This is a genomic window from Paraburkholderia sp. RL17-373-BIF-A (genome assembly GCF_046030175.1).
Classification (GTDB): domain Bacteria; phylum Pseudomonadota; class Gammaproteobacteria; order Burkholderiales; family Burkholderiaceae; genus Paraburkholderia.
The window spans coordinates 104,962-125,575 of the sequence record NZ_JARESO010000024.1; the positions used below are offsets into that span (position 1 = coordinate 104,962).

General features: G+C 59.4%; 17 protein-coding genes and 3 pseudogenes. 15 read left to right on the plus strand and 5 right to left on the minus strand.

Annotation, left to right across the window (positions count from 1 at the left end; translation table 11 throughout):
• Positions 1-71 precede the first annotated feature (71 nt).
• Positions 72-668: pseudogene (locus P0D80_RS27310) on the plus strand (transposase); the annotation flags it as partial.
• A gap of 1,144 nt (positions 669-1,812) precedes the next feature.
• Here P0D80_RS27310 and P0D80_RS27315 read toward each other — a convergent pair.
• The gene (locus P0D80_RS27315; protein ID WP_408287980.1) at positions 1,813-2,415 is read right to left on the minus strand and encodes an ANTAR domain-containing response regulator; all 603 of its coding nucleotides are present in this window, start codon (positions 2,413-2,415) and stop codon (positions 1,813-1,815) included.
• Positions 2,412-3,599 carry a transporter substrate-binding domain-containing protein gene (locus P0D80_RS27320; protein ID WP_408287983.1) on the minus strand — a complete coding sequence of 396 codons (1,188 nt, stop codon included), beginning with the start codon at positions 3,597-3,599 and terminating at the stop codon, positions 2,412-2,414. The genes P0D80_RS27315 and P0D80_RS27320 overlap by 4 nt, the downstream gene beginning before the upstream one ends.
• A 398-nt stretch (positions 3,600-3,997) precedes the next feature.
• Here P0D80_RS27320 and P0D80_RS27325 point away from each other — a divergent pair, with 398 nt between their 5' ends.
• From P0D80_RS27325 to P0D80_RS27360, 8 genes are all read left to right on the plus strand, one after another.
• Positions 3,998-5,245: an urea ABC transporter substrate-binding protein gene (locus P0D80_RS27325; RefSeq protein ID WP_408183574.1), complete on the plus strand. Its 1,248-nt coding sequence runs from the start codon at positions 3,998-4,000 to the stop codon at positions 5,243-5,245.
• Between the two features lie 83 nt (positions 5,246-5,328).
• A complete protein-coding gene (gene urtB / locus P0D80_RS27330) occupies positions 5,329-6,939 on the plus strand; it encodes an urea ABC transporter permease subunit UrtB (protein WP_408287986.1) in 1,611 nt (536 codons plus the stop codon).
• Positions 6,936-8,072, plus strand: a complete 1,137-nt coding sequence (gene urtC, locus P0D80_RS27335) for an urea ABC transporter permease subunit UrtC (RefSeq protein ID WP_408287988.1) — start codon at positions 6,936-6,938, stop codon at positions 8,070-8,072. Before urtB ends, urtC begins: the two co-directional genes overlap by 4 nt.
• A complete protein-coding gene (urtD, locus tag P0D80_RS27340; protein ID WP_408287991.1) occupies positions 8,069-8,824 on the plus strand; it encodes an urea ABC transporter ATP-binding protein UrtD in 756 nt (251 codons plus the stop codon). Before urtC ends, urtD begins: the two co-directional genes overlap by 4 nt.
• A 2-nt stretch (positions 8,825-8,826) precedes the next feature.
• Entirely contained in the window at positions 8,827-9,531 is a 705-nt protein-coding gene (urtE, locus tag P0D80_RS27345; RefSeq protein WP_408183529.1) for an urea ABC transporter ATP-binding subunit UrtE, read from the plus strand.
• 61 nt (positions 9,532-9,592) lie between these two features.
• Entirely contained in the window at positions 9,593-10,588 is a 996-nt protein-coding gene (locus tag P0D80_RS27350; RefSeq protein ID WP_408183536.1) for an acetamidase/formamidase family protein, read from the plus strand.
• A gap of 12 nt (positions 10,589-10,600) precedes the next feature.
• Entirely contained in the window at positions 10,601-11,371 is a 771-nt protein-coding gene (locus P0D80_RS27355) for an SDR family NAD(P)-dependent oxidoreductase (RefSeq protein WP_408183531.1), read from the plus strand.
• Positions 11,372-12,271: 900 nt separating this feature from the next.
• Positions 12,272-12,874, plus strand: a complete 603-nt coding sequence (locus tag P0D80_RS27360) for an ANTAR domain-containing response regulator (protein ID WP_408287995.1) — start codon at positions 12,272-12,274, stop codon at positions 12,872-12,874.
• A gap of 80 nt (positions 12,875-12,954) precedes the next feature.
• Here the strand turns inward: P0D80_RS27360 and P0D80_RS27365 are convergent.
• Together P0D80_RS27365 and P0D80_RS27370 are read right to left on the minus strand one after the other, a co-directional pair.
• A pseudogene (locus P0D80_RS27365) lies at positions 12,955-13,392 on the minus strand (SDR family oxidoreductase); the annotation flags it as partial.
• 37 nt (positions 13,393-13,429) lie between these two features.
• Positions 13,430-13,981 (minus strand): annotated as a pseudogene (locus P0D80_RS27370) (tyrosine-type recombinase/integrase); the annotation flags it as partial.
• Positions 13,982-14,296: 315 nt separating this feature from the next.
• Here P0D80_RS27370 and P0D80_RS27375 point away from each other — a divergent pair.
• From P0D80_RS27375 to P0D80_RS27400, 6 genes are all read left to right on the plus strand, one after another.
• Entirely contained in the window at positions 14,297-14,725 is a 429-nt protein-coding gene (locus P0D80_RS27375; RefSeq protein ID WP_408287999.1) for a hypothetical protein, read from the plus strand.
• Positions 14,722-14,916 carry a hypothetical protein gene (locus tag P0D80_RS27380; RefSeq protein ID WP_408288003.1) on the plus strand — a complete coding sequence of 65 codons (195 nt, stop codon included), beginning with the start codon at positions 14,722-14,724 and terminating at the stop codon, positions 14,914-14,916. The genes P0D80_RS27375 and P0D80_RS27380 overlap by 4 nt, the downstream gene beginning before the upstream one ends.
• A gap of 171 nt (positions 14,917-15,087) precedes the next feature.
• A complete protein-coding gene (locus tag P0D80_RS27385; RefSeq protein WP_408288005.1) occupies positions 15,088-16,722 on the plus strand; it encodes a TnsB C-terminal domain-containing protein in 1,635 nt (544 codons plus the stop codon).
• Between the two features lie 23 nt (positions 16,723-16,745).
• Positions 16,746-17,726 carry an AAA family ATPase gene (locus tag P0D80_RS27390; RefSeq protein WP_408288008.1) on the plus strand — a complete coding sequence of 327 codons (981 nt, stop codon included), beginning with the start codon at positions 16,746-16,748 and terminating at the stop codon, positions 17,724-17,726.
• Between the two features lie 4 nt (positions 17,727-17,730).
• Complete coding sequence (locus tag P0D80_RS27395; protein WP_408288011.1) at positions 17,731-18,345, plus strand: TniQ family protein; 615 nt, start codon at positions 17,731-17,733, stop codon at positions 18,343-18,345.
• Positions 18,346-18,544: 199 nt separating this feature from the next.
• Positions 18,545-19,246 carry an IS6 family transposase gene (locus tag P0D80_RS27400; RefSeq protein WP_408288014.1) on the plus strand — a complete coding sequence of 234 codons (702 nt, stop codon included), beginning with the start codon at positions 18,545-18,547 and terminating at the stop codon, positions 19,244-19,246.
• A 163-nt stretch (positions 19,247-19,409) separates the two neighbouring features.
• On the opposite strand, the gene P0D80_RS27405 is transcribed toward P0D80_RS27400, so the two are convergent.
• Entirely contained in the window at positions 19,410-20,507 is a 1,098-nt protein-coding gene (locus tag P0D80_RS27405) for a branched-chain amino acid aminotransferase (protein ID WP_408183177.1), read from the minus strand.
• Positions 20,508-20,614: the final 107 nt, after the last annotated feature.

Sequence of the window (20,614 nt, forward strand, 5' to 3'; positions counted from 1 at the left end):
GAACCGGCCTTCTCGAATGCGATGCACCAGTTCGATGCCTGATTGATATTGTCAAGTTGAAGAACGGTACGCACGGTCTGCGAGGCTTGCTGACGGAGTGCGGCGAGGTTATGGGCTGCGGGCGTGCGACTCTGGACAAGGCGATACCGGAAGTGTTCGGCCGTATTGCAGAGCGCCTGCCATCGGCGCTGATCAACACGTTGCGCGAACAATGGAACGGGCTGGCAAAGCTGGACGAACAGATTGCAAATATCGAGCGGCGTATGCGCGAGTGGAAGAAGGAAGACAAGGCTGTGAAGGCGATCAGCGAGATTCCTGGCGTGGGACTGCTTACAGCGCCGGTAGCAGCAGCGATGATGGATGATGCGAAATCGTTCAGGTCGGGCCGTGAGTTTGCCGCATGGGCAGGGCTCGTACCGAAGCAAACCGGCACCGGCGGCAAGGTGACCCTGCACGGGTATTGTCGGGTAGCTGGGCGCGGTTACCCGCGTCCAACGGGTCGTGCAGGCAGTGTCGCGTCGACTCGGTTCAAACCGCTTCGACGCATGCGTAGGTGTCTATCTGACGGAGAGCCACAGCACGCCGACCGCGATGGTCAGGACGGTCAGTGGCGGGCCCACCTTGAAGTAGCTCCCGAAGGCGTCCTTCGCTTTCACTCGCTCCGATAACGATATGCGCCATCACGTCGACAGTCAGCGGCAACGGCGATGTCGGCGCCGATCCTAACAGGCTCGTTGTCATTCGAGACGTACTCCGAAGTATCGATTCGTCTGGCGTTGCCCGTCGGAAGTTCGTCGCTTTGCGTAGTGCCGGATGCGTTGCAGGTGTGCTTGCGGAAAAAATAGCGATAAAAGAACTATCGTGGACCGAGCCAACTTTGGTCAAGGGAACGTGCCGGAAGGAGCCGAGCGTACAGGTCATCGCAAACTACGCGGATGGATCGCCCGCGAATGTGTTCTGTGCTCTTCAAAGGTGAGACCTAAGGGGCCGTCGCACTGCACGTTGGTGCAGGAACGACGGATGTCCGGCCAACCTACTAGAAGCGCGTTCTCAAGCCAATACGAGGTATTTTGCGTGGAGCGCCTTCGTGGCTGCCGTCGATCGAAACGACGTGAAATTTCTTGGTGCTCAACGCCGGCTCGTATCGGTTTCGGCAACATGTCCGTGCCACCAACTGGTTATTCTTCACGCCAGATTCGCCGGGTTCGTGGGAGACGTCTTCAGTGATTAGATTGGCAGAATATCCGTACGTGTCCAATCGTGACCGTATCTGAACGCGCGCGGATGTCAAGGTGCTGAACGCGATTTATAGTGGGTTCAGATGACGTCGGCGTGAAGCCGATAGGCAACGACCCATGGCAACAGTTCGTCGGTGCGATTGACTCGGTTGACGGGATACTCTGCAATGAGAATATGCGCGCGCTTCCCGTGCTAACCCTTTGAGTGGGCGTTCCATCGGGGTAAGAGGGGGTGCACTGCTCGCGGGTGGGGACTCCAAAACCGGCAGGCGACGACACCGACGCCTGCTATTGACGCCCGACCCCTCGCTCACGCGCAAGCGGATAAGCGCGCATCGCCAGCCTGCTCGCCTTTGCCGAAAACGCGTTCCACGAACCGTCATCGTGCCGGAAGAAAACGATGGCGGATCCGACCGACCTTAACCTCCCCATGCTGTCACTTTCGGTCCGAAACGCCGGAATTTCGGTTGCCTAATAGACAAATTTTCGAAATAAATTGCCGCCAAAGCATCGCCCATCCGTCGCGCCCAAACGCCGAACTCAATTGCGCCTGCGCGACGCCAGCGCGCCGAGGCTAGAAACTCAGGGTTTCGTGTGCCTTGACGATGTCGCCGGCCACGGTCTCGATCTGTTCGCGTTTGAGCATCGCCTGTGAGCGCAGCAGCTGATACGCATCTTCTTCAGACATGCCGCGCGAGTCCATTACGATCCGGGTGGCCTGCTGGATCACCCGAACTTTCGCCTGCTTCTGCTCAAGCCGCTCGATGTATCGCTCACGTGCGCGGGATGCCTTGAATTGTGTGAGCGCGACGGCGATGGCGGTCAATAACCCAAACGAGCGGACCGGCGACGGGATCGTAGCGAACGCATTCAACCGCAGCACCGCTTCGATGGTGATCGGATTTTCGTAAGTCACGACCGGAATTACAGGCGGCGACGTGCTGGTTCCGAGCCACGGATAATCGACTGACAGCGTCTCAGGACGCATCGCCATGACGACGAGGCCGGTGTCGCAAGGCAGGCTATCGAGGCGCGGCCAACATACCTGCACCTCACAACCGATGCGCTGAAGCTGCGCGAGCAACTCTTCACCGTCCTGATCCTGCGGATGAATCACAACGACTTTTAGCGAACGCAGGTCGCGCAGGATCACCGGCGTCTGCGCGGTCCCCTTCATCGATCCGCTCCCGCGCGCGCGAGTTGAGGATGCGCGTGCGCGGTCCACGCTGGCGTGCTGTGAGAGACGACGTAGGGATCCGCCTTCACGCGTTCGGGCGCGCGCCCGATGATATCGAAACGGCCATGCGCGTCGACCCGGCCGATCAACGGGTGCAGGTATGTGTGGTTATTGTGCTCGTCGATACGCACGCGGCCTTGCGGCGCGTCGAATTCGAGTCCGGGCAACACGCGCAGCAACAGCGTCGGGTCGTCGGAGCCGACGCGGCGGATCGCATCCGCGAGCAGATGCACCTGGAAATAGGAGGCTTCCCAGCACATATTGGTCGGCTGATCGTCGCCGAAGCGAGCCTGATAGCGGGCGACGGCGCCGAGGTTCGCGGCTGTATCCACACTCTGGAAGTACGCGGCTGAGGTGATGTGTCCTTGTGCGAGGTCGTTTCCCATTACTGCGATTTCGGCTTCACTGGTCATGTGGCTAGCGATAGGTGTGCGGTACGGATCGAGCCCGACCTGCGCAAACGCACGGTACAGATGCGGAATGCCTTCTCCCACTACCGTGGAGAAAATGAAGTCGGGTGCGAGTTGCTTGATCCGCTTCGCGGCATCCAGATAACTCTCCCACGGCGCATCGAGCGACAGATAGGTTTCGTCCACCTTTTCTCCGCCGCGTTCGAGAATCAGATCGCTCATCACGCGATTCGACTCGTATGGGCACACATAGTCTGAACCGATCATGCTCACGCGTGAGCCGAACTGCGTGAGCATGAAACTGGCGAGCGGCAAGGTGTTCTGATTTGGCGCCGCGCCAGTGTAGATCACATTACGGCTGTATTCGAAGCCTTCATACGGAGTCGCATAGAAGAGCAGCGCATTGTGCCGTTCGACAATCGGAATGACCGCCTTGCGCGTGCTGGACATGTAACAGCCAACGATGATCCGAACCCGGTGTTCGAGAATCAATTGTTCTGCGAGGTCGGCATAACGCCGCGGCTGGCATTGCGGATCTAAACAGACGAGTTCAATCTCGCGTCCGGACACGCCGCCTGCGCGATTGATCTCCTCCACCGCAAGCATGGTGGCTTGCAGTTGAGTGAGCTCCGCGGCCGAGGTTACGCCTGAGCGTGAATACAGGACGCCAATTCTGATTGGGTCCGAGGTACGGCTGGCATCAATACGAGTCATTCGTCAAAACCAATGGTCGCCAGGGAAGTGCACTGTTTGTGCGTGTAGCACGTGACTGGTGCGCACTCGCACTGACTTTGTGCGGTGCTCAAGCAGTCAGTCGCGCAAAGTGCTTCATTTATAATGCCTTCCGAGTTGACCGGGACGCAACTAATCAATTTGCACCCGCTGCACAAAAGGGTTTTGCGGCACGCACCCCGCCGAACGCAAACCGCTGGCATGACCATTGCTCCTACGGTGACGCTGACCCGCCGTGCATAGCGGTGACCCACAGCATTTATTTCGCTGTTCGAGACAAAGGCGTCTTGAGCGGCACCGGCCAAAAAAGCCCGAATCCAGCTTGTCTGGTTTCGGGCTTTTTGCGTTTGCGATTTCTAATCCATGTCGGAGTGAAGCAAATGAAAAGACGTACTTTCCTGTCGGCAGTCGGCTCCGGATTGGTGACCGCTGCGGGCACTGCGCTACCTAAGGCTGCGTTTGCCGCGGGAACCAGCGATCCGATCAAGCTCGGCCTGCTGTTTTCGCAATCGGGCACGATGGCCAATGGCGAGTCGCTGCTAAAAGATACGGCGCTGATGACGATCGATCAGATCAACGCCAAGGGTGGCGTGCTCGGGCGCAAGCTTCAGGGCGTCGTCGTCGATCCGGCGTCGGATTGGCCCATGTATGCGCAGCTCTCGAAGCAATTGATTCTGCGCGACCAATGCGCGGCGCTGTTCGGCTGTTGGACGTCGGTGTCGCGCAAGTCGGTGTTGCCGGTGGTCGAGTCGCAGGACAGTCTCTTGTTTTATCCGCTTCACTTCGAAGGCGAAGAGCAGTCGAAGAACGTCGTCTATCTGAATTCGCCGCCGAGTAGCTCGGTGCTCCCGGCGATCGATTACCTGATGAGTGACCAGGGCGGCGGTGCCAGGCGCTTCTATATGATCGGCAGCGACTACGTCTGGCCACGCACGATCAACAAGATGCTCAAGGGCTATCTGAAGACCAAGAACATTCCGGACTCGGCATGGCGCGAACATTACGTTCCATTCGGACAGTCGAACTTCCAGACCATCGTGCGCGATATCAAGGACTTCGCCGCGCAACCGGGCGGCCAGGCCATCGTCGTAATGACCGTGGTGGGCGATTCGATTCCGGCGATGTTCAAGGAAGCGATCAATCAGGGCGTGCGCGCCACCGATATTCCGATTCTTGGCCTGGATGTGGTCGACAGCGATCTGGAAGGTCTCGATACGAAGCCGCTGGTCGGCCACCTCAGCTGCTGGTGCTATTTCCAGAACGTCGATACGCCGCAGAATCGCCAGTTCAAGAGCGACTGGAAGACCTACGTCAGCGCGCATAACCTGAAGCATCGGCCGGACATGGTGATCGACCCTATGGTGTCGACCTACCTCGGCATCAATCTGTGGGCGCAGGCTGCCGCGAAAGCGCATTCCACCGGCACAGACGCGGTGCGCAAGGCGCTCGCGGGTCAGTCGATGGTCGATCCGGCAGGTTACACGGTGAAGATGGATGCTTCCACGCAGTATTTGTGGCGGGGCGACATGATCGGCTCGATCAACGCGACTCAGGGCTTCGACATTTTGTGGAAGTCGAAAGACATCGAGAAGCCGGTGGCATTCAGCCCGTTCATCGGCAAGGCTTGACAGTCCCTGTCGCACTGTCAGCAGGTGTGGGATCGGCATACGCAAGCATGCCGGTCCCCTAGCAGGATCGAATGGAAACACCCATGATCAATTTCAGGCAGATCTTTCGCGCGATCGCTTGTCTGGCGCTTGTTTGGGCCACTACCGCGAGCGCCGCGCCGGGCCGCGCCGCGATGCTCACGTCGTTCTGCGCGACAAACGGCGATAAGGCCTCTGCATTAGAGCAACTTGTCGAAACCGGCGTGTCGGACGATACGCATGAGCGTGCGTGGGCGCGTCGGATCGTCGATGCGATTCGTAACGGCACGCTGGCGTGCGGCGCAGACGGGCAGGCGACGCTGCAGGGAAACCCTGCGTTCGACGCCGCGACCCTTCAGCCGCGCGCCAACGCGCCGGCGGCTTCGCCCTATGTGCCGAGCATCGTGATGATGCGCAGGCTCGCGGTGGCGTCGGCGGAAATGGACCTGTTCTCTCCGCAGCAGGACACCCGCGCGACGGCTGCGCGGCAAGTCGACAAGTTCTACGTATTGCTCGACCCCGCTGTCGTCGCCCGTGCGGTCAAGGCGCAGCACGACCCGGATATCGCGACCATTCTCACGCTGGCGCTGGCTAAACGCGGGCTGAACAGCGATGTGAAGGCCGACCGACTGGCGGCGATCAAGGCTGTGGCCGAGGTGCCGAGCGAAACCGCGCGGACCGCGCTGGCGAACTTTGCGGCGCAGGATTCCGTGCGTTCGGATCCCGGCGTGCTGGCTGCCGTGCAGGGTGCGATCCGCAACATGGATACGTGGCTGTCGCTCGGCAAGGGCTTGTCGATTCTGTTTAGCGGCTTGAGCTATGCCGGCGTGTTGTTGCTGACGGCGCTCGGTTTGTCGATCGTGTTCGGCCTGATGGGCGTGATCAATCTCGCGCATGGCGAATTCATCATGATCGGTGCGTACGCGACGTATCTCGTCGAACGTTTCATGCAGGCGCATCTGCCAGGCCTGTTCGACGCCTACATTTTCGTAGCGATTCCCGTGGCGTTCGTGATCTGCGCAGCGTGCGGCATGTTGCTCGAATTCTTCGTCATCCGGTTTCTGTATCGCCGGCCGCTTGAGACGCTGCTTGCCACATGGGCGGTCAGCATTGCGCTGATCAAGCTCATTCAGGTGCTGTTCGGCTCGCAGAACGTCGAGTTCATCACGCCCGCCTTTCTCAACGGCGGCATGCAGATCGCGCCCGGCTTTTTCGTGACCTACAACCGCGTATTTGCAATCGTGCTCGCCGTGCTGATCTTCGTGGCGACCTTCGCCGTGGTGCGCTTCACGAAGCTTGGGCTGCTGATGCGCGCCACCACGCAGCTGCGCGACATGGCGCGCTGCCTTGGCGTACCCGCCGAGCGCGTCGATCGCATCGCGTTCGGCCTGGGCGCCGGCCTCGCGGGACTGGCCGGCGTGGTGCTGACGCAGATTGCCAGCGTCAATCCGTCGATGGGCACGGGCTTCGTCGTCGACTCGTTCATGGTGGTGGTGCTCGGCGGTGCGGGCAGTCTCGCGGGGACAGTCGTGTCGTCGCTCGCGCTCGGCGAAATCAACCAGTTTATCGAACCGTTCTACGGGGCAGTTGCCGCCAAGGTGGCTGTGCTTCTGCTCATCGTGCTGATTATCCAGAAGCGCCCGCAAGGACTCTTCGCATTGAAGACCCGCGTATGAATACGTTTCCTGATCCGCGTCACGGCGGGAGAGTCACCTTGTCGGCGTTCGCAACGAAATGGCTGGGCCAGTCCGTGGAGGTCGGTATCGTCCCGCTGCTGGTCCTGCTGGCGCTCTATTTGCCCTTTGCCTATTTTGTGATTCCGGAGTCGAATGCGTTGCATCTGTCGCTGTTCGGCGTCAACCTGATCGGACAGATCATGTGTTTCGCGCTGCTCGCGCTGGCGCTCGATCTGGTCTGGGGTTATGCGGGCATCCTGAGCCTCGGGCACGGCATCTTCTTCGGCATAGGTGGCTATATGATGGCCATCTATCTGCTGAACGGCGCCTATGCCGAAACGCACGTATTGCCGGACTTCATGCAATACATGGGCGCGAGCGACTTTCCCGCGGTATGGAAGATGCTGTCGCGGCTCGATGTGACGATCGTCGGCACGATCATCGTCACCGTGCTGGTCTCGGGCGCGTTTGGCTTCGTCACGTTCCGCTCGCGCATCAATGGCGTGTATCTGTCGATCATCACTCAGGCGCTCACGTACGCGCTGATGCTGCTGTTGTTCATCAACGACGTGGGCCTCGGTGGCAACAATGGCATGACCGGTTTTACGAGCATCGCCGGTCGCAAGATTGCCGATACGTCCACGCAGATAGGCCTCGCCGTATGTTCGTGCCTGCTACTGGTGGTGGCCTATGTCGGCGTGCGTTTTCTCGCGCGCTCCACTTTTGGCCGGGCGCTGATCGCGGTGCGCGACGACGAAGCGCGGATGCGTTTTCTCGGCTACCGCACGCATACGCTGAAGCTCTTCGCGTGGTGTCTCTCGGCGGTACTCGCGGCGTTTGCCGGAATGCTATATGTGCCGCAGGTCGGCATCGTCAACCCGACCATCGTTTCGCCACAACTGTCTGTCGAGATTGCCGTGTGGGTTGCCATCGGTGGGCGCGGCACCCTGATCGGCGCGATCGTCGGAGCTATCGTGATCAACGGACTCAAGTTCTGGCTGACCGCGCAACTGCCGGCGCTGTGGCCGTTCATTCTTGCTGGCGTGACTCTCGTGATCGTCGTCTATTTCGGCAATGGCCTGTGGGGTACGCTCAAGGCCGCCGGCGGCGAAAGCAGGGGGGGCGGCCAATGAACCATCCACAACCGGCCACCGCCATCTACATCAGCGGCCTGTCTGTCACGTTTTCCGGCTTCGCGGCGATCACGAACCTGTCGATGGAGTTTCGATACGGCGAGATTCGCGCCATCATCGGTCCGAACGGTGCGGGCAAGACGACTTTGATGGACGTCATCACGGGAAAGACCCGGCCGGCAGGCGGCGAGGTCTTTCTGAACAAGGTCACGAATCTCGCGACGCTCGACGAAACGTCTATCGCGCGCCTCGGCATCGGCCGCAAGTTCCAGAAGCCGAGCGTGTTCGAAGCGTTGCGGGTTCGCGAAAACCTCGAACTGGCGATTCGCAACGGTCGCGGATATGCGGAGATGGTTCGCTCGCGCCTCGGCGCACAGCAGAACCGGCGTATCGACGAAGTGCTCGAGACGATCGGTCTCGAGAATGAAGGGCCCCGGATGGCCGGCACGCTGTCACATGGCCAGAAACAGTGGCTCGAAATCGGCATGCTGCTTGTCGCCGATCCGCAAGTGATCCTGCTCGATGAACCGGTTGCCGGCATGACCGATCACGAAACCGCACGCACCGCCGAATTGATCGCGGGGCTCAAGTCGCCTGAGCGGGCGGTGGTGGTGATCGAGCACGACATGGATTTTGTCGGCAGGATCGCGGACCTCGTAAGCGTGCTGCATGAAGGGCAGTTGCTGGGCGAGGGATCGATGGAGAGCGTGCGCAATGATCCACGCGTGATTCAGGTTTATCTCGGACGGTGAGCATGCTGAAGATTTCCGCACTCAATCAGTTTTACGGCAGCAGCCACACGTTGCGCGACGTGTCGCTGAACGTAGCCGACGGCGCCTGCACCGTCGTGCTCGGCCGCAACGGCGTGGGCAAGACGACCTTGTTGAAGTGCCTCGTCGGGCTGTTGCCGGTCAAAGCCGGCGAAATCGAACTGGCGGGCCAGCCGCTGACCCGCACGCCGTCGCACCGGCGCGTACTGGCGGGTCTGGGCTACGTGCCGCAAGGACGCGAGATTTTTCCGCAACTCAGCGTCGAAGAAAACCTGCGCATCGGCGCCTACGCGGGCGAGAGCAATCAGACCGCCAAGGGCAAGCAATTTTCCTTCGACGACGTCTTTCATACCTTTCCTGTGCTGAAGACGATGCGCGGGCGCATTGCGGGGAATCTGTCCGGCGGACAGCAGCAGCAGCTTGCGATTGGCAGAGCGCTACTGACCAATCCAAAGCTGCTCATTCTCGACGAGCCGACTGAGGGCATTCAGCCGTCGATCGTGATGGAGATCGAGGCGGTGATCCGTTCGCTGAAAGGATCGCTGTCGATCCTATTGGTAGAGCAATTTTTCGATTTCGCGCAGGCGGTAGCCGACGACTATGTCGTGCTGGTACGCGGCCAGGTCGTGTCGGCTGGGGCCGGGGACCAGATGGAAGCCAATAACGTCAGAGCGTTAATTTCAGTGTAATGCGGCGTCAGCGTTGCGCCCATTCACATCGACAACCCACATTTGAACAGGAAACACCATGATGAACTGGCTTGAACAATCGATCATGTACACGCGCGGCGTCGCTCGCGGCCAGGTCCGCGAAACGCACGAACTCAGCGAATCCCGTCAGGGCACATTTCACTACACCATCGGACCATACTCGACGCCGGTGATGAAGATTGCCCCGGGCGACCGGGTTGTGGTTCAGACACGCGACGCATTTGACGGCAAGATCCTCACGGAAAAGGATCTGCCGAGTCAGAAGCTCCGGGTGCCGTTCCTGAATCCGCAAAGCGGCCCGATCATGATCGAAGGCGCGGAGAAGGGCGACGTGGTGGCGGTATACATCGAATCGATGCTGCCGCGCGGCGACAATCCGCGCGGCACCTGCTGCCTGATTCCGCGCTTCGGCGCGCTGACCGGTACGGAATACACCGCAACGCTTAATGAGCCGTTGCCCGAGATCACCCGCAAGATCGACGTGGACGAAGAAGGGGTCTACTGGAGCAAGCGCGTCACGCTGCCGTACAAGCCACATATCGGTACGCTGAGCCTGTCGCCGGAAATCGACTCGATCAATTCGCTCACGCCGGACAACCACGGCGGCAATATGGACGTGCCCGACATGGGCCCGGGCAGCATCACTTATCTCCCGGTGCGCTCCGCCGGTGCGCGGCTCTTTATCGGCGACGCGCACGCCTGCCAGGGTGACGGCGAAGTGTGCGGCACCGCCGTCGAATACTCCAGCACGACCACGATCCACGTCGATCTGATCAAGGGCTGGCACATTGAATGGCCGCGCCTCGAAACCGATGAGCTACTGATGGCGATCGGCAGTGCGCGCCCGCTTGAAGACGCGACGCGCATCGCGTACCACGAACTGGTGTTGTGGATGGAAAAGGAATACGGCTTCGACCGCTGGGATGCCTACATGATGCTCAGCCAGTGCGGCAAGGTGCGGCTAGGTAACTTCGTCGACCCGAAGTATTCGGTCGGCGCGGCGATCAGCAAGAAGTATCTCGCACCGGCTGCTTGAGGAGACGCCACCATGGATCTGAAACTCAACGGTTTGAAGGCACTGGTCACCGGCGGCACCAAAGGTATCGGCCGTGCCATTGCGCAAACGCTAGCCGCAGAAGGCGCGGACGTCGCGCTCTGCGCGCGTGATGGCGCCGCCGTCGAACAGACGGTGGCCGGCATCGTGCAGGTCAGCGGTGGTGCGGTCAAGGTGTGCGGCGCCTCGGTCGACGTTTCTAACGGTCCGGCGTTACAGGCCTGGACACGTGACGCCGCCGCGCAACTCGGCGGCATCGACATTGTGGTCGCCAATGTGAGCGCGCTGTCGATCGGCAACGATCTGGAATCGTGGCGCAAGGAGTTCGAAACCGACCTGATGGGCACGGTCAACCTGGTCGACGCCGCGATGCCTTTTCTCGAAGCGAGCAAGGCTGCCTCGATCGTCGCGATATCGAGCGTGTCCGGCCGGGAAATTGACTTTGCCGCCGGCCCTTACGGGACCTTCAAGGCGGCGCTGATCCACTACATGCAAGGCCTCGCGTACCACCTCGCGCCGAAGGGCATCCGCGCGAACGCCGTGTCGCCGGGCAACGTCTATTTCGAAGGCGGTGTGTGGGATCACATCGAACATAACGATCCGAAGCTGTTCGCGGAAGCACTCGCGTTGAATCCCAGCGGACGCATGGCGCGCCCGCAAGAGATCGCGAACGCGGTCGCGTTCGTCGCGAGCCCGGCGGCGAGCTTCGTGAGCGGGGCGAATCTGGTAGTGGATGGCGCGCTCACGCGTGGGGTGCAACTCTAAGTGCAGAGAAGCTGCGTCACGCAGGTCGATTCGACAAAAAACCAAGGAGCCTTGGCGATAATGAAAGAATCTATTCACTTCTGACTGCCGGCCACTCAACCGGCACGGCGACCCCGCTGCCGGCATCTCTCGATCGCAAATCTGCTGGCGATATGCGGCGCGCGTTCGGCATCGGCAATTGAACGCGTTCAATCACGTATCGCGGGGCCGCTGTCCTGATATCTACTGAGACGGGCGGTCAATCCTCAGCGTTCACCCCTCGCGGCGCTTATACGTCCGTATAAGCGGGGTACCCTAACGCGGCATCGGCATATCCAACCGTAGAGTAGATTCGCCCTCGGGCTCGACCTAATCTTCTCTCATCGCTACACCCTCGCTATTACATCAGCGGAAAGCTCGCGGTTCGGCTCCCCCCGACATGGCGCTTCCGGATGCCCGCCCGGCCGATTTCCTCGTTTGCGCCTTCAAGGAATCATCGTGTCACATGTTCTTCATAGCTGGATCCATATCCAAAGCAACTCATACGACGGGTACGCGATCGTGCCGTGGCCTGGCAGGACCGTTTATCGCCGTACGGTCGGCTTCTCCTCAGTACGTATGCAATGGCTGCACATTCAGAACCTGTTTGACCGCTACCTTTGTTCAACGACTGTTTCACTCTCTCCTGAAGAGGGGCGCGATCTTGAACGCTGAACACAATGCGAATTTGCACATGCTTTCTCCGGGCCCCGACGATGCATTCAACCCAGTCGAGGTCGGGCCCGCAGACGAGGCTGTGAGTCTTGCTTTACTGGCTCTGCGACGCGTACTGCTGAATACCGATCCCAGCGTCATGTTGTGCAGCGCGCCGGAGCGGCCCGCAGACACGGGTCGCGCGTGCTTACATGCAAGGGCGGAACGATGAAGTGGACCGCGGATACCTTAGCGATCCTGCGCGATTTGCGCTCACTGAAAGTTGTTGTGATTCATCCACAGGATCAGGATGGCGACGAGCTTCTCGCGCAACTCCACCGCATTGGGTGCGACGTGGAGGTCTGCTGGCCGACACTCGACAGCTTGCCCTTCGGAACCGGGCTAGTGCTGATGGCGCTACGCCCCGAAACCCGCTCGGTCAATTTCCCGTGGCTCGGAACCAGCATGTCGCCGCCTGTGATTCCGGTGGTGACCTACGAAAATCCGATCACCGTCGAAGCGGTGCTGCGCCTGAACGCGCTGGCGGTGATACCGTCGCCGGTGCGCTCATTCGGATTGATGACCGCGATTGCGGTGGCGTTGACGCAATGTCAGGCATTGCGAATGCGCGATCGATACATTGAACGGCTCGAGAAGAAGCAAGCGAGCGTTCGGGTGATCCAGCATGCCACGCAGCTCATGATGGAAAGGCGCGGCGTATCGGAAGAACACGCGTATCAGTTGCTACGCTCAAAGGCGATGCTCAAGCGCGAGCAGATCGAGGTGGTAGCAAGCGAGATCGTCAAGGCGCACGAAACGCTGACTCTTTAGCCCACAAGAATCGTGTCCCATGCGCAAGCTCACACCGCAGACACAGGCCGCGCCACGCGCCCGCGGCCGTTGTCTCTATGCTACCCACGGCCGACGAACGGCATCTTGCTAGCCATAACGGTCATGAACTGCACGTTCGCTTCGAGTGGCAAATCGGCCATATAAAGGACCGCGCCAGCGACGTGCTCGACATCCATCAGCGGTTCGACGGCAATTTCGCCGTTGGCCTGTGGCACTCCCTTTGCCATGCGTGCCGCGAGGTCGGTGAGAGCGTTGCCGATGTCGATCTGTCCGCAGGCGATGACGTACTTGCGTCCGTCGAGTGATGTCGATTTGGTCAGGCCGGTGATCGCGTGCTTGGTGGCCGTATAGGCGATACTGTTCGGACGTGGTGCGTGCGCGGAGATCGAGCCGTTGTTGATGATACGTCCGCCGCGCGGCAGTTGCGTTTTCATCAGCGCGACGGCAGCGCGCGTGCAGAGGAAGGCACCCGTCAGATTCGTGTTCACGTTTGAACGCAGCACCCGCCGGACGAAGCGTTTTGCCGCGGCCTTGTCGCGCCGCTTTTGCACCAGCACGTCGAGTTCCGCGCTGGCGCGACAGCGAGAGTGGATTGCCGGCCAGATAGCCGGCCTGCACCAGCCACGCGAACATCACATTGAGAATCACCATCGCCTGGCGCTGGCTGGTGGCGGAAAGCGATCCGTAGAACGGCCGCCAGCGCGGATCGCCACGTGGGTGCTTGCGTCCGCCACTGGCGGTCCAGCGCGCGCTGGGCTGCGGATCGGCGAGGAAGTGCTGATAGACGAGGAGGTCTTCGTGGGTCAGCGACGACAGCGGCTTGCCCATCTGGAGGACGGACCACAGCAGCAGACGTTCGGCTTCCTTGCGGTAGTTGTCGAAGGTTGTCTTTGTATCGACAAAGCGGGCCAGCCATGCACGGATCGCGTCGAGATCATTACGGGCGGCGATCTGCGCGGTGCCATTTCTGGAGCGATTGTTGCCCTCGCTGCCGTCCAGTTCAGACGCGTAAACCGAAATAACTTTATCAATTCGAAATCTCTGCAAGTCCTGGCCGGTTGGGACTGCTCGGAGTCGGATTGACATTTATATTTGCAGTCCGAACGAAATAAAGTCGTCAATTCGCATTAGTCCGCATTAAATCTGTCAATTCGTGTTCTAGACTTCGAATCCCACGGCTAAGGCTTTGATCTCATGGAAGATTTTTTGCACCCTGCGAAGCCGGTCGCCCTCGCCAGGCCGCGCGGAGCACATCGGCTGGAAGCGTTCAGTCTCAAGCTCAACCGACGGCTGACCTTGTACCGGCGTTGCACTTTGGACCAATGGATCCTCATCGAAGTGGACGCGGCGATCCGGGCATTCTGCGAGCGACCCGGCTACGTATAAATTCAAGAGAAGCGATTGCTGGCCGACTTTTGGGTGTCCTATTCCGATCGGCAGGAGCTCGTACTGCTCCCGGGTTCGGCGGCCGCTGAAGCTATGTCGCAAGGCGTCACGTTCGAGGGTGATGGTGCCATTGATGTCAGGATCATCAGCTCTGCCGATCTTGCAGCATCGCGTACGTGGATCGACAACTGGAAGCGCATGCTGCCATGCCTTGTGATAACGCGAGGCCTACTGGGACAGTTCCTTTCGGATGCAGTAGAGCGATTCGTAGCCAGCCCCAAGGCACTGTCTGCCATTGAGCGTGAGTTTTCTGGCGGCGATCCGATTCTCGCGCGCGCTGCAGTATTTGGGCTTTTGTATGCAGGTCGCATAACTGCTCCCGAGCTACGAGCGAACGCCTTGTCGCCAACGACCCTGTTTGTCGCCGAAGAGAGCCGTTTATGAATCGCCGCAAGCCTGAACTGCAGGCAATCGATCTCGCAACGTGGCCAGGTATTGCATGGACCGATCTGGATTACGAAGCGCGCAAGCTCATCAGGCAACGAATGCATGCACTTGAGCTTTTCGTGCAAGGCGAGCCAGTACACGCGATCGAGAAAGCGACCGGCGTGAATCGCCGGCAGCTGTATCGCTGACTCGAGCGTGGCCTGCCGCTGCACGCCGACGGTTGCGTTTTTGGGTTCCGCGCTTTGCAGCCTCACTCGAGGGTTGTATCGTACGCTCGGCTGACGGGCGTCGTCGTGCAAGGGGAGCGAGGCAGCCGCGGGGCCGCAGGGGCGTTCTCGCAGCTTCTCGAGCGATATCCCGTGCTGGCAACATGGCTGCGCCTGCAGGTCAAGCGGCGTCGCGTGACTATCGAGCAGGTTCACACCGACGGACGACTGCATACCCGACTGCACGGCTTGCAGCCACTCCACGTCGCTTTTCTGCAGGAGTGTCGTGCTGCTGGCCTGACGGTCGCAGATTACCCATTCAATACTGATGGGCGGGCAATCCGATCGCTCGGAGCACGTTTGAAGGCGGAGATGTTGCGCACATTTGCCGAAGGCGCACGAGCTGCGGGAGCATCGCATCTCAAGGGGTTGCCGTACCATGACAACGAGGCTGGCATCCCGAGCGCGAAGCGTCCCTACCAGGTCGTGGAATTCGACGGCCATCGTCTGGACATCCGACTGAAGATCGTGGTGCATGACCAGTTCGGTTTTGAGCACGAGTTCGAGATCGAGCGTGTCTGGCTACTGGCGATCATTGACGTCTGTACAAGAGCGGTTCTGGGTTATCACATTGCACTGGGAAGAGAGTACAGCCGGTACGACGTGATCAAGACCATCGAGAACGCTCTAGAGCCGCACCGGCCGCGATCCTTCACAATTGAAGGTCTGGCTTTTGACGCTCGCGACGGCTTTCCATCGCAACGTTTGCCCGAGCTCGGGTACGTGACATGGGAGTGGATGAAGCTCGACAACGCGAAGGCCAACCTTGCAAACGAGTCGCTCGCGGCCATGTGCGAATTTGTCGGTTGCTGTGTCGATGCGGGGCCGAAGCATAGTCCGGACGAGCGGCCCTATATTGAGCGGTTTTTTGGCACCATCGCCAGTAGGCTATCTTCCCGGCTACCCGGATACACCGGCTCGCATCCACGTGATCTACGTCGTGCGCTGGCGGATCCGAAAGGGAATCTGCGCCTCTTTGTGTCGCTGGACGAACTCGAGGAGCTCGTTGAATACGCGATCGGAAGCTATCACGGCACACCGCACGGCGGACTGAACAATGTCACACCGCTGGACGCAATCGAGTATTTCGTGCGCGGCAAGCAGCAGTTGCTCAACTGGCTGCCCGAACATCGTCGACGCACGCTCTGTCTGATGCAGTCGGCGGTTCGGTGCCCGGTACGTGCCTATCTCGACAAGGGTGTCAGGCCTCATATCAACCTGCACGGCGCTCGGTATACAAGCGATGTACTTGCATGCAGTACACATCTCATCGGGCAGCGCCTGCTTGTCTATATGAATGCGGACGATATGAGGAGTGTTCGCGCGTTTCTAGCCGACGGATCAGAACTCGGCGTCCTCAACGCGCAGGGAGCATGGCGTGTCATGCCACACACCTTGACGCTACGCCGGAAAATCCTCAAAGAGAAAGCCAATCGGGGATCGTTGGCGTCCGCGTCCGCAAATCCCATTGAAGACTATTTGAACGTCAAGCTGGCGCAGGCAAAGAAGAAACGTAAGGTCGCATCGGATTTGTCGCAGGCCGTGCGCATCCTGTCCGCCGCGCCTACTGTTCGGACGCCCGTCGGACTGCCGAAAGCCGCTTTACCTGCAGCGAAACGCGATACGGAATCTAAGCCTAACGGCGTTTCTGATCAAGGCCCACCACCTGTATTGAGCACGCCAGTCCGTCCGCGCAGGCTCACGATCGGCACGGGCCAGGTCTATTAACCTTGTTCCAGATGGGAGGCATCATGTCGCTCGAGATACCGCGTCCGGTGGATCCGTCACTGCATCCGTTGATGACGGGAAACTACAGGATTGCGACCCCAGCAATCGAGGAGTTTTACGAACTGGTCGCGCGATGTCTGCGCTACCGGGTCATGGGCGCGCTCACCTATGGCCCGTCGCGGATTGGCAAGACTCGGGCGATCGAATACGTGCGACTGCTCATTGCACGAAACTATCCTAGGATGACGAGCTACCACGCGCAGTGCGAGCACAAGCCTCGGCATGCGGAAGGACCGTTCTTCGCGAACCTGTTGGAGGCAGTCGGAGACCCCGATCCTAACGCGGGTTCCAACACCTCTAAGCGGATGCGGCTGGCGTTGAGAATTCGGGAGGCAGCCGCCAGGGCGGGCAGTGGGGTGGTTCTATTGTTTTGCGATGAGGCTCAACGATATGACGACAACGAGTATGAATGGCTGCGCGACGTACATGACACACTCGACAGGCAGCAGATCAAGCTCTTCACATTCCTCGTCGGTCAGCAGGAGTTGCTCGCGCAGAAGACTGCGCTGCAGGTCGCGGGCAAGACCCAGATCGTCGCGCGTCTGATGGTCGAAGATCTCGCGTTCTACGGCATTCGCAACGCTCAGGATGTAGCGACGTGTCTCAATGGCTACGATCAGACTGCATATCCGGAGAGAAGTCACTGGAGCTTCACGCGCTTCTATGTCCCTCAGGCGTTTGATGCCGGTTACAGGCTGGTCAATGACGCCGGTAAACTATGGGAAGCTTTCGAGGCGGCCCACCACAAGGCCAGTCTCCCGGGTCAACTGGAGATCCCGATGGAATCATTCGCGCGCGCTGTCGAGATTGTGCTTAAGGATAGCGAACTTAGAGATGCTCGGGGGTACGGTCCAGAAACTGTGCTATGGCAACACGCGGTCAGGCACTGCGGTTATGTCCAGTCACGCCATGCTACGGGGCGCGTGCTCGCTTCAGCAGCGTAGAGCAATGACCCTGACGGAACCCCGATTCCCGATCCTGACGCTGGAAGAAGGCAGTTTGACGCCATCGCTGGGCTATCTGTTCGACAGGAAGTGGCTTTACCCGTATGAGTCGCTGATTTCGATCCTGTGGAAATTCGAGAAAGCCAATGCACTATCGGGAAACGTCGTAGCGCGGCTGTTGGGCCCGGACGTCGACCCCTATGAAGGGCTCGTGCCACGTGTGGGTGTCATCGATATTGATCGGCTGCGTGCGAACCTGCAGGTATCCAGGCGGTCGATGCGAACGGCATTGATACAGGATGAGGTTCGACCGCGATGGAGCACGTCGTTCCGCTTCTGTCGACTGTGTCTTGGTTATGGCTACCACAGCATCCTCCATCAGTCCGAGAGTCTGAATGTGTGCCCCGCACATCACTGTGCTGTGGAGTCGGCATGTCGCCGCTGCGGCCATGAGATACCGTATCGAATTAACGTCCAACTTCTTGAGGCGCAATATCGCTGCGCCAACTGTCTTGCATCGTACCCGAATGTTTACTGGACGCCTTCCCGAGCGCGACCGATGAAGCCAGGACACTGCAAGGCATTTACGCGTCGGTACATGGATCGCCGGCGAGGGTGATTCCGCTATATCCACGGCGCTTCTGGCTGTTTTCCAATGTGGATCGCGGTGGCTAGTAGCCGGCAGCACCGCGCATTGGCCGTCGGTTGATACCGTCGCCACTTGCAGCAGTTGACACCTTTAATGCGCTACACGTAAATACATGATTTTGAACGATCTTTGAGCGGCACTTACGCGGATTGACGCTTTTAATTCGGAATTGGTGACAACTTTATTGTGGTCTACGTTTGACCGTGACGTGATCATTCTTTGTGTGCGCTGGTATCTGCGCTACAAGCTCAGCCTGCGCGATCTCGTCGAGATGATGGCCGAAAGGGGTTTGTCGCTGGCGCACACGACGATCATGCGTTGGGTGAAGCGATTTACACCGGAGTTCGTGAAGCGCTGGAATCGCTTTGCCCTACCGGCAGGGCGGTCATGGCGCGTTGACGAGACCTATCTGAGGATTCACGGCAAATGGGTTTATCTGTACCGGGCGGTGGATCGGGCCGGCCAGACGGTGGACTTCACGCTCAGGGCAAAGCGCGACGTGGCTGCGGCAAAAGCCTTTTTTAGCAAGGCCATCCGGCATCAGGGCCAGCCACCGGAGACGATCACGCTCGACGGGTATGCCGCCTCACACCGGGCGGTACGTGAGATGAAAGCCGATGGTCTGCTGCCGGAAGACACGAAGGTTCGGTCCTCGAAGTACCTGAACAATCTGATCGAGCAGGACCATCGCAACATCAAGTCCAGAACGAACGTGATGCTCGGCTTCAAACGGTTCAGGAGCGCCGCGCCCACGATTGCCGGCATCGAGTTGATGCATCGCATTCGCAAGGGACAATTTGGGCTTGCCAGCTTGCGACTCAAAGATACGGCTGTATCCACTACCTGGAATGCAGTACTCTCGATTCAATAAGATATCCTATATATAGATATAACATCGTTCAGACCGACTATTTTGCACCAGATCCGACCCAACAGTCGTGTCTGCCTTGCGCGAAAAACCACGAAATGTGCCTATTTGCACCAGAGCCTATCTGGTCTTTGCGAAGTGCGAGTTATCTGGTTGCAGGCTTGGCTCAGAAAACTCGGTCAAGCCACGAGTTCCGATCTTCCACGCGTCCCTGCTGCACTTCCAGCAGAGCGGTCTTCAACCGTTCAGTTACTGGCCCGGTTTCAGCATTACCGATCTCGAAAGCGCGCTGACGGCCCTTGACTTTGCCGATCGACGTCACGACCGCTGCTGTCCCACACGCGAATGCTTCCCGCAACTTCCCGGATTGCGCATCGGCTTGCCACTGATCAATCGCATAGGGCTCTTCACGCACGGTCAAGCCCAGGTCGCGGGCGAGCACGATGAGCGAGTCCCGGGTGATGCCGGGCAAAATTGTGCCAGTCAGCGGCGGAGTCTGAATAGAGTCATCGTCAAATACGAAGAAGACGTTCATGACGCCGAGTTCCTCGACCCACCGACGCTCGACCGCATCAAGGAATACGACCTGGTCGCATCCTTCTCTAATCGCCTCGGCTTGAGCCGCAAGGCTTGCGGCATAGTTGCCCCCACACTTCGCGTCACCGGTGCCACCCGGGGCTGCGCGTGTGTAGTTCTCGGAGATCCACAACGTAACTGCTGAGGATCCGCCTTTGAAGTAGGAGCCAACTGGCGAGGCAAGAACGCAGTAGAGATACTCTGAAGACGGATTCATGCCCAATGCGCCCTCGGTCGCGATCATGAAGGGACGCAGATAAAGCGCACTGCCTTCCGCCGTCGGGATCCAGTCTCGATCTGCTCGAACAAGCTCACGCACGGACTCCAGAAAAAGCTGTTCCGGCAAAGACGGCATCGCGAGGCGCCGAGCGGAATTCTGCAACCGCCGCGCGTTTGCTTCGGGGCGAAACAGCGTAGCGCCGCCGTCAGGAAGGCGATAAGCCTTCATTCCCTCGAAGATCTCCTGGGCGTAGTGAAGCACACGCGTCTGGGGAGCAAGTTCGAACGCTGTCCGCGGCTGTATTTTTGCTTCATGCCAGCCACGCCCTTCTGTATAGCGGATTGTCGCCATGTGATCTGTGAAAATCCGACCGAAGGCCGGGTTCTCCAGGAGAGCCACACGTTCGTCAGATGAAACCGGCTTCTCGCTTCTTTCAATCACGAAATTTGCTGCTTTGTCGTTGCCCATGTCAGCACCTCCTAAAATGTAATTGCAGATCGCGTGAAAACTCTGTTTCTTCGTGAGGCCGCGACGGCCCTTGCTCGGATGCGGCAAGTCGTTCTTCGACCCTTCAA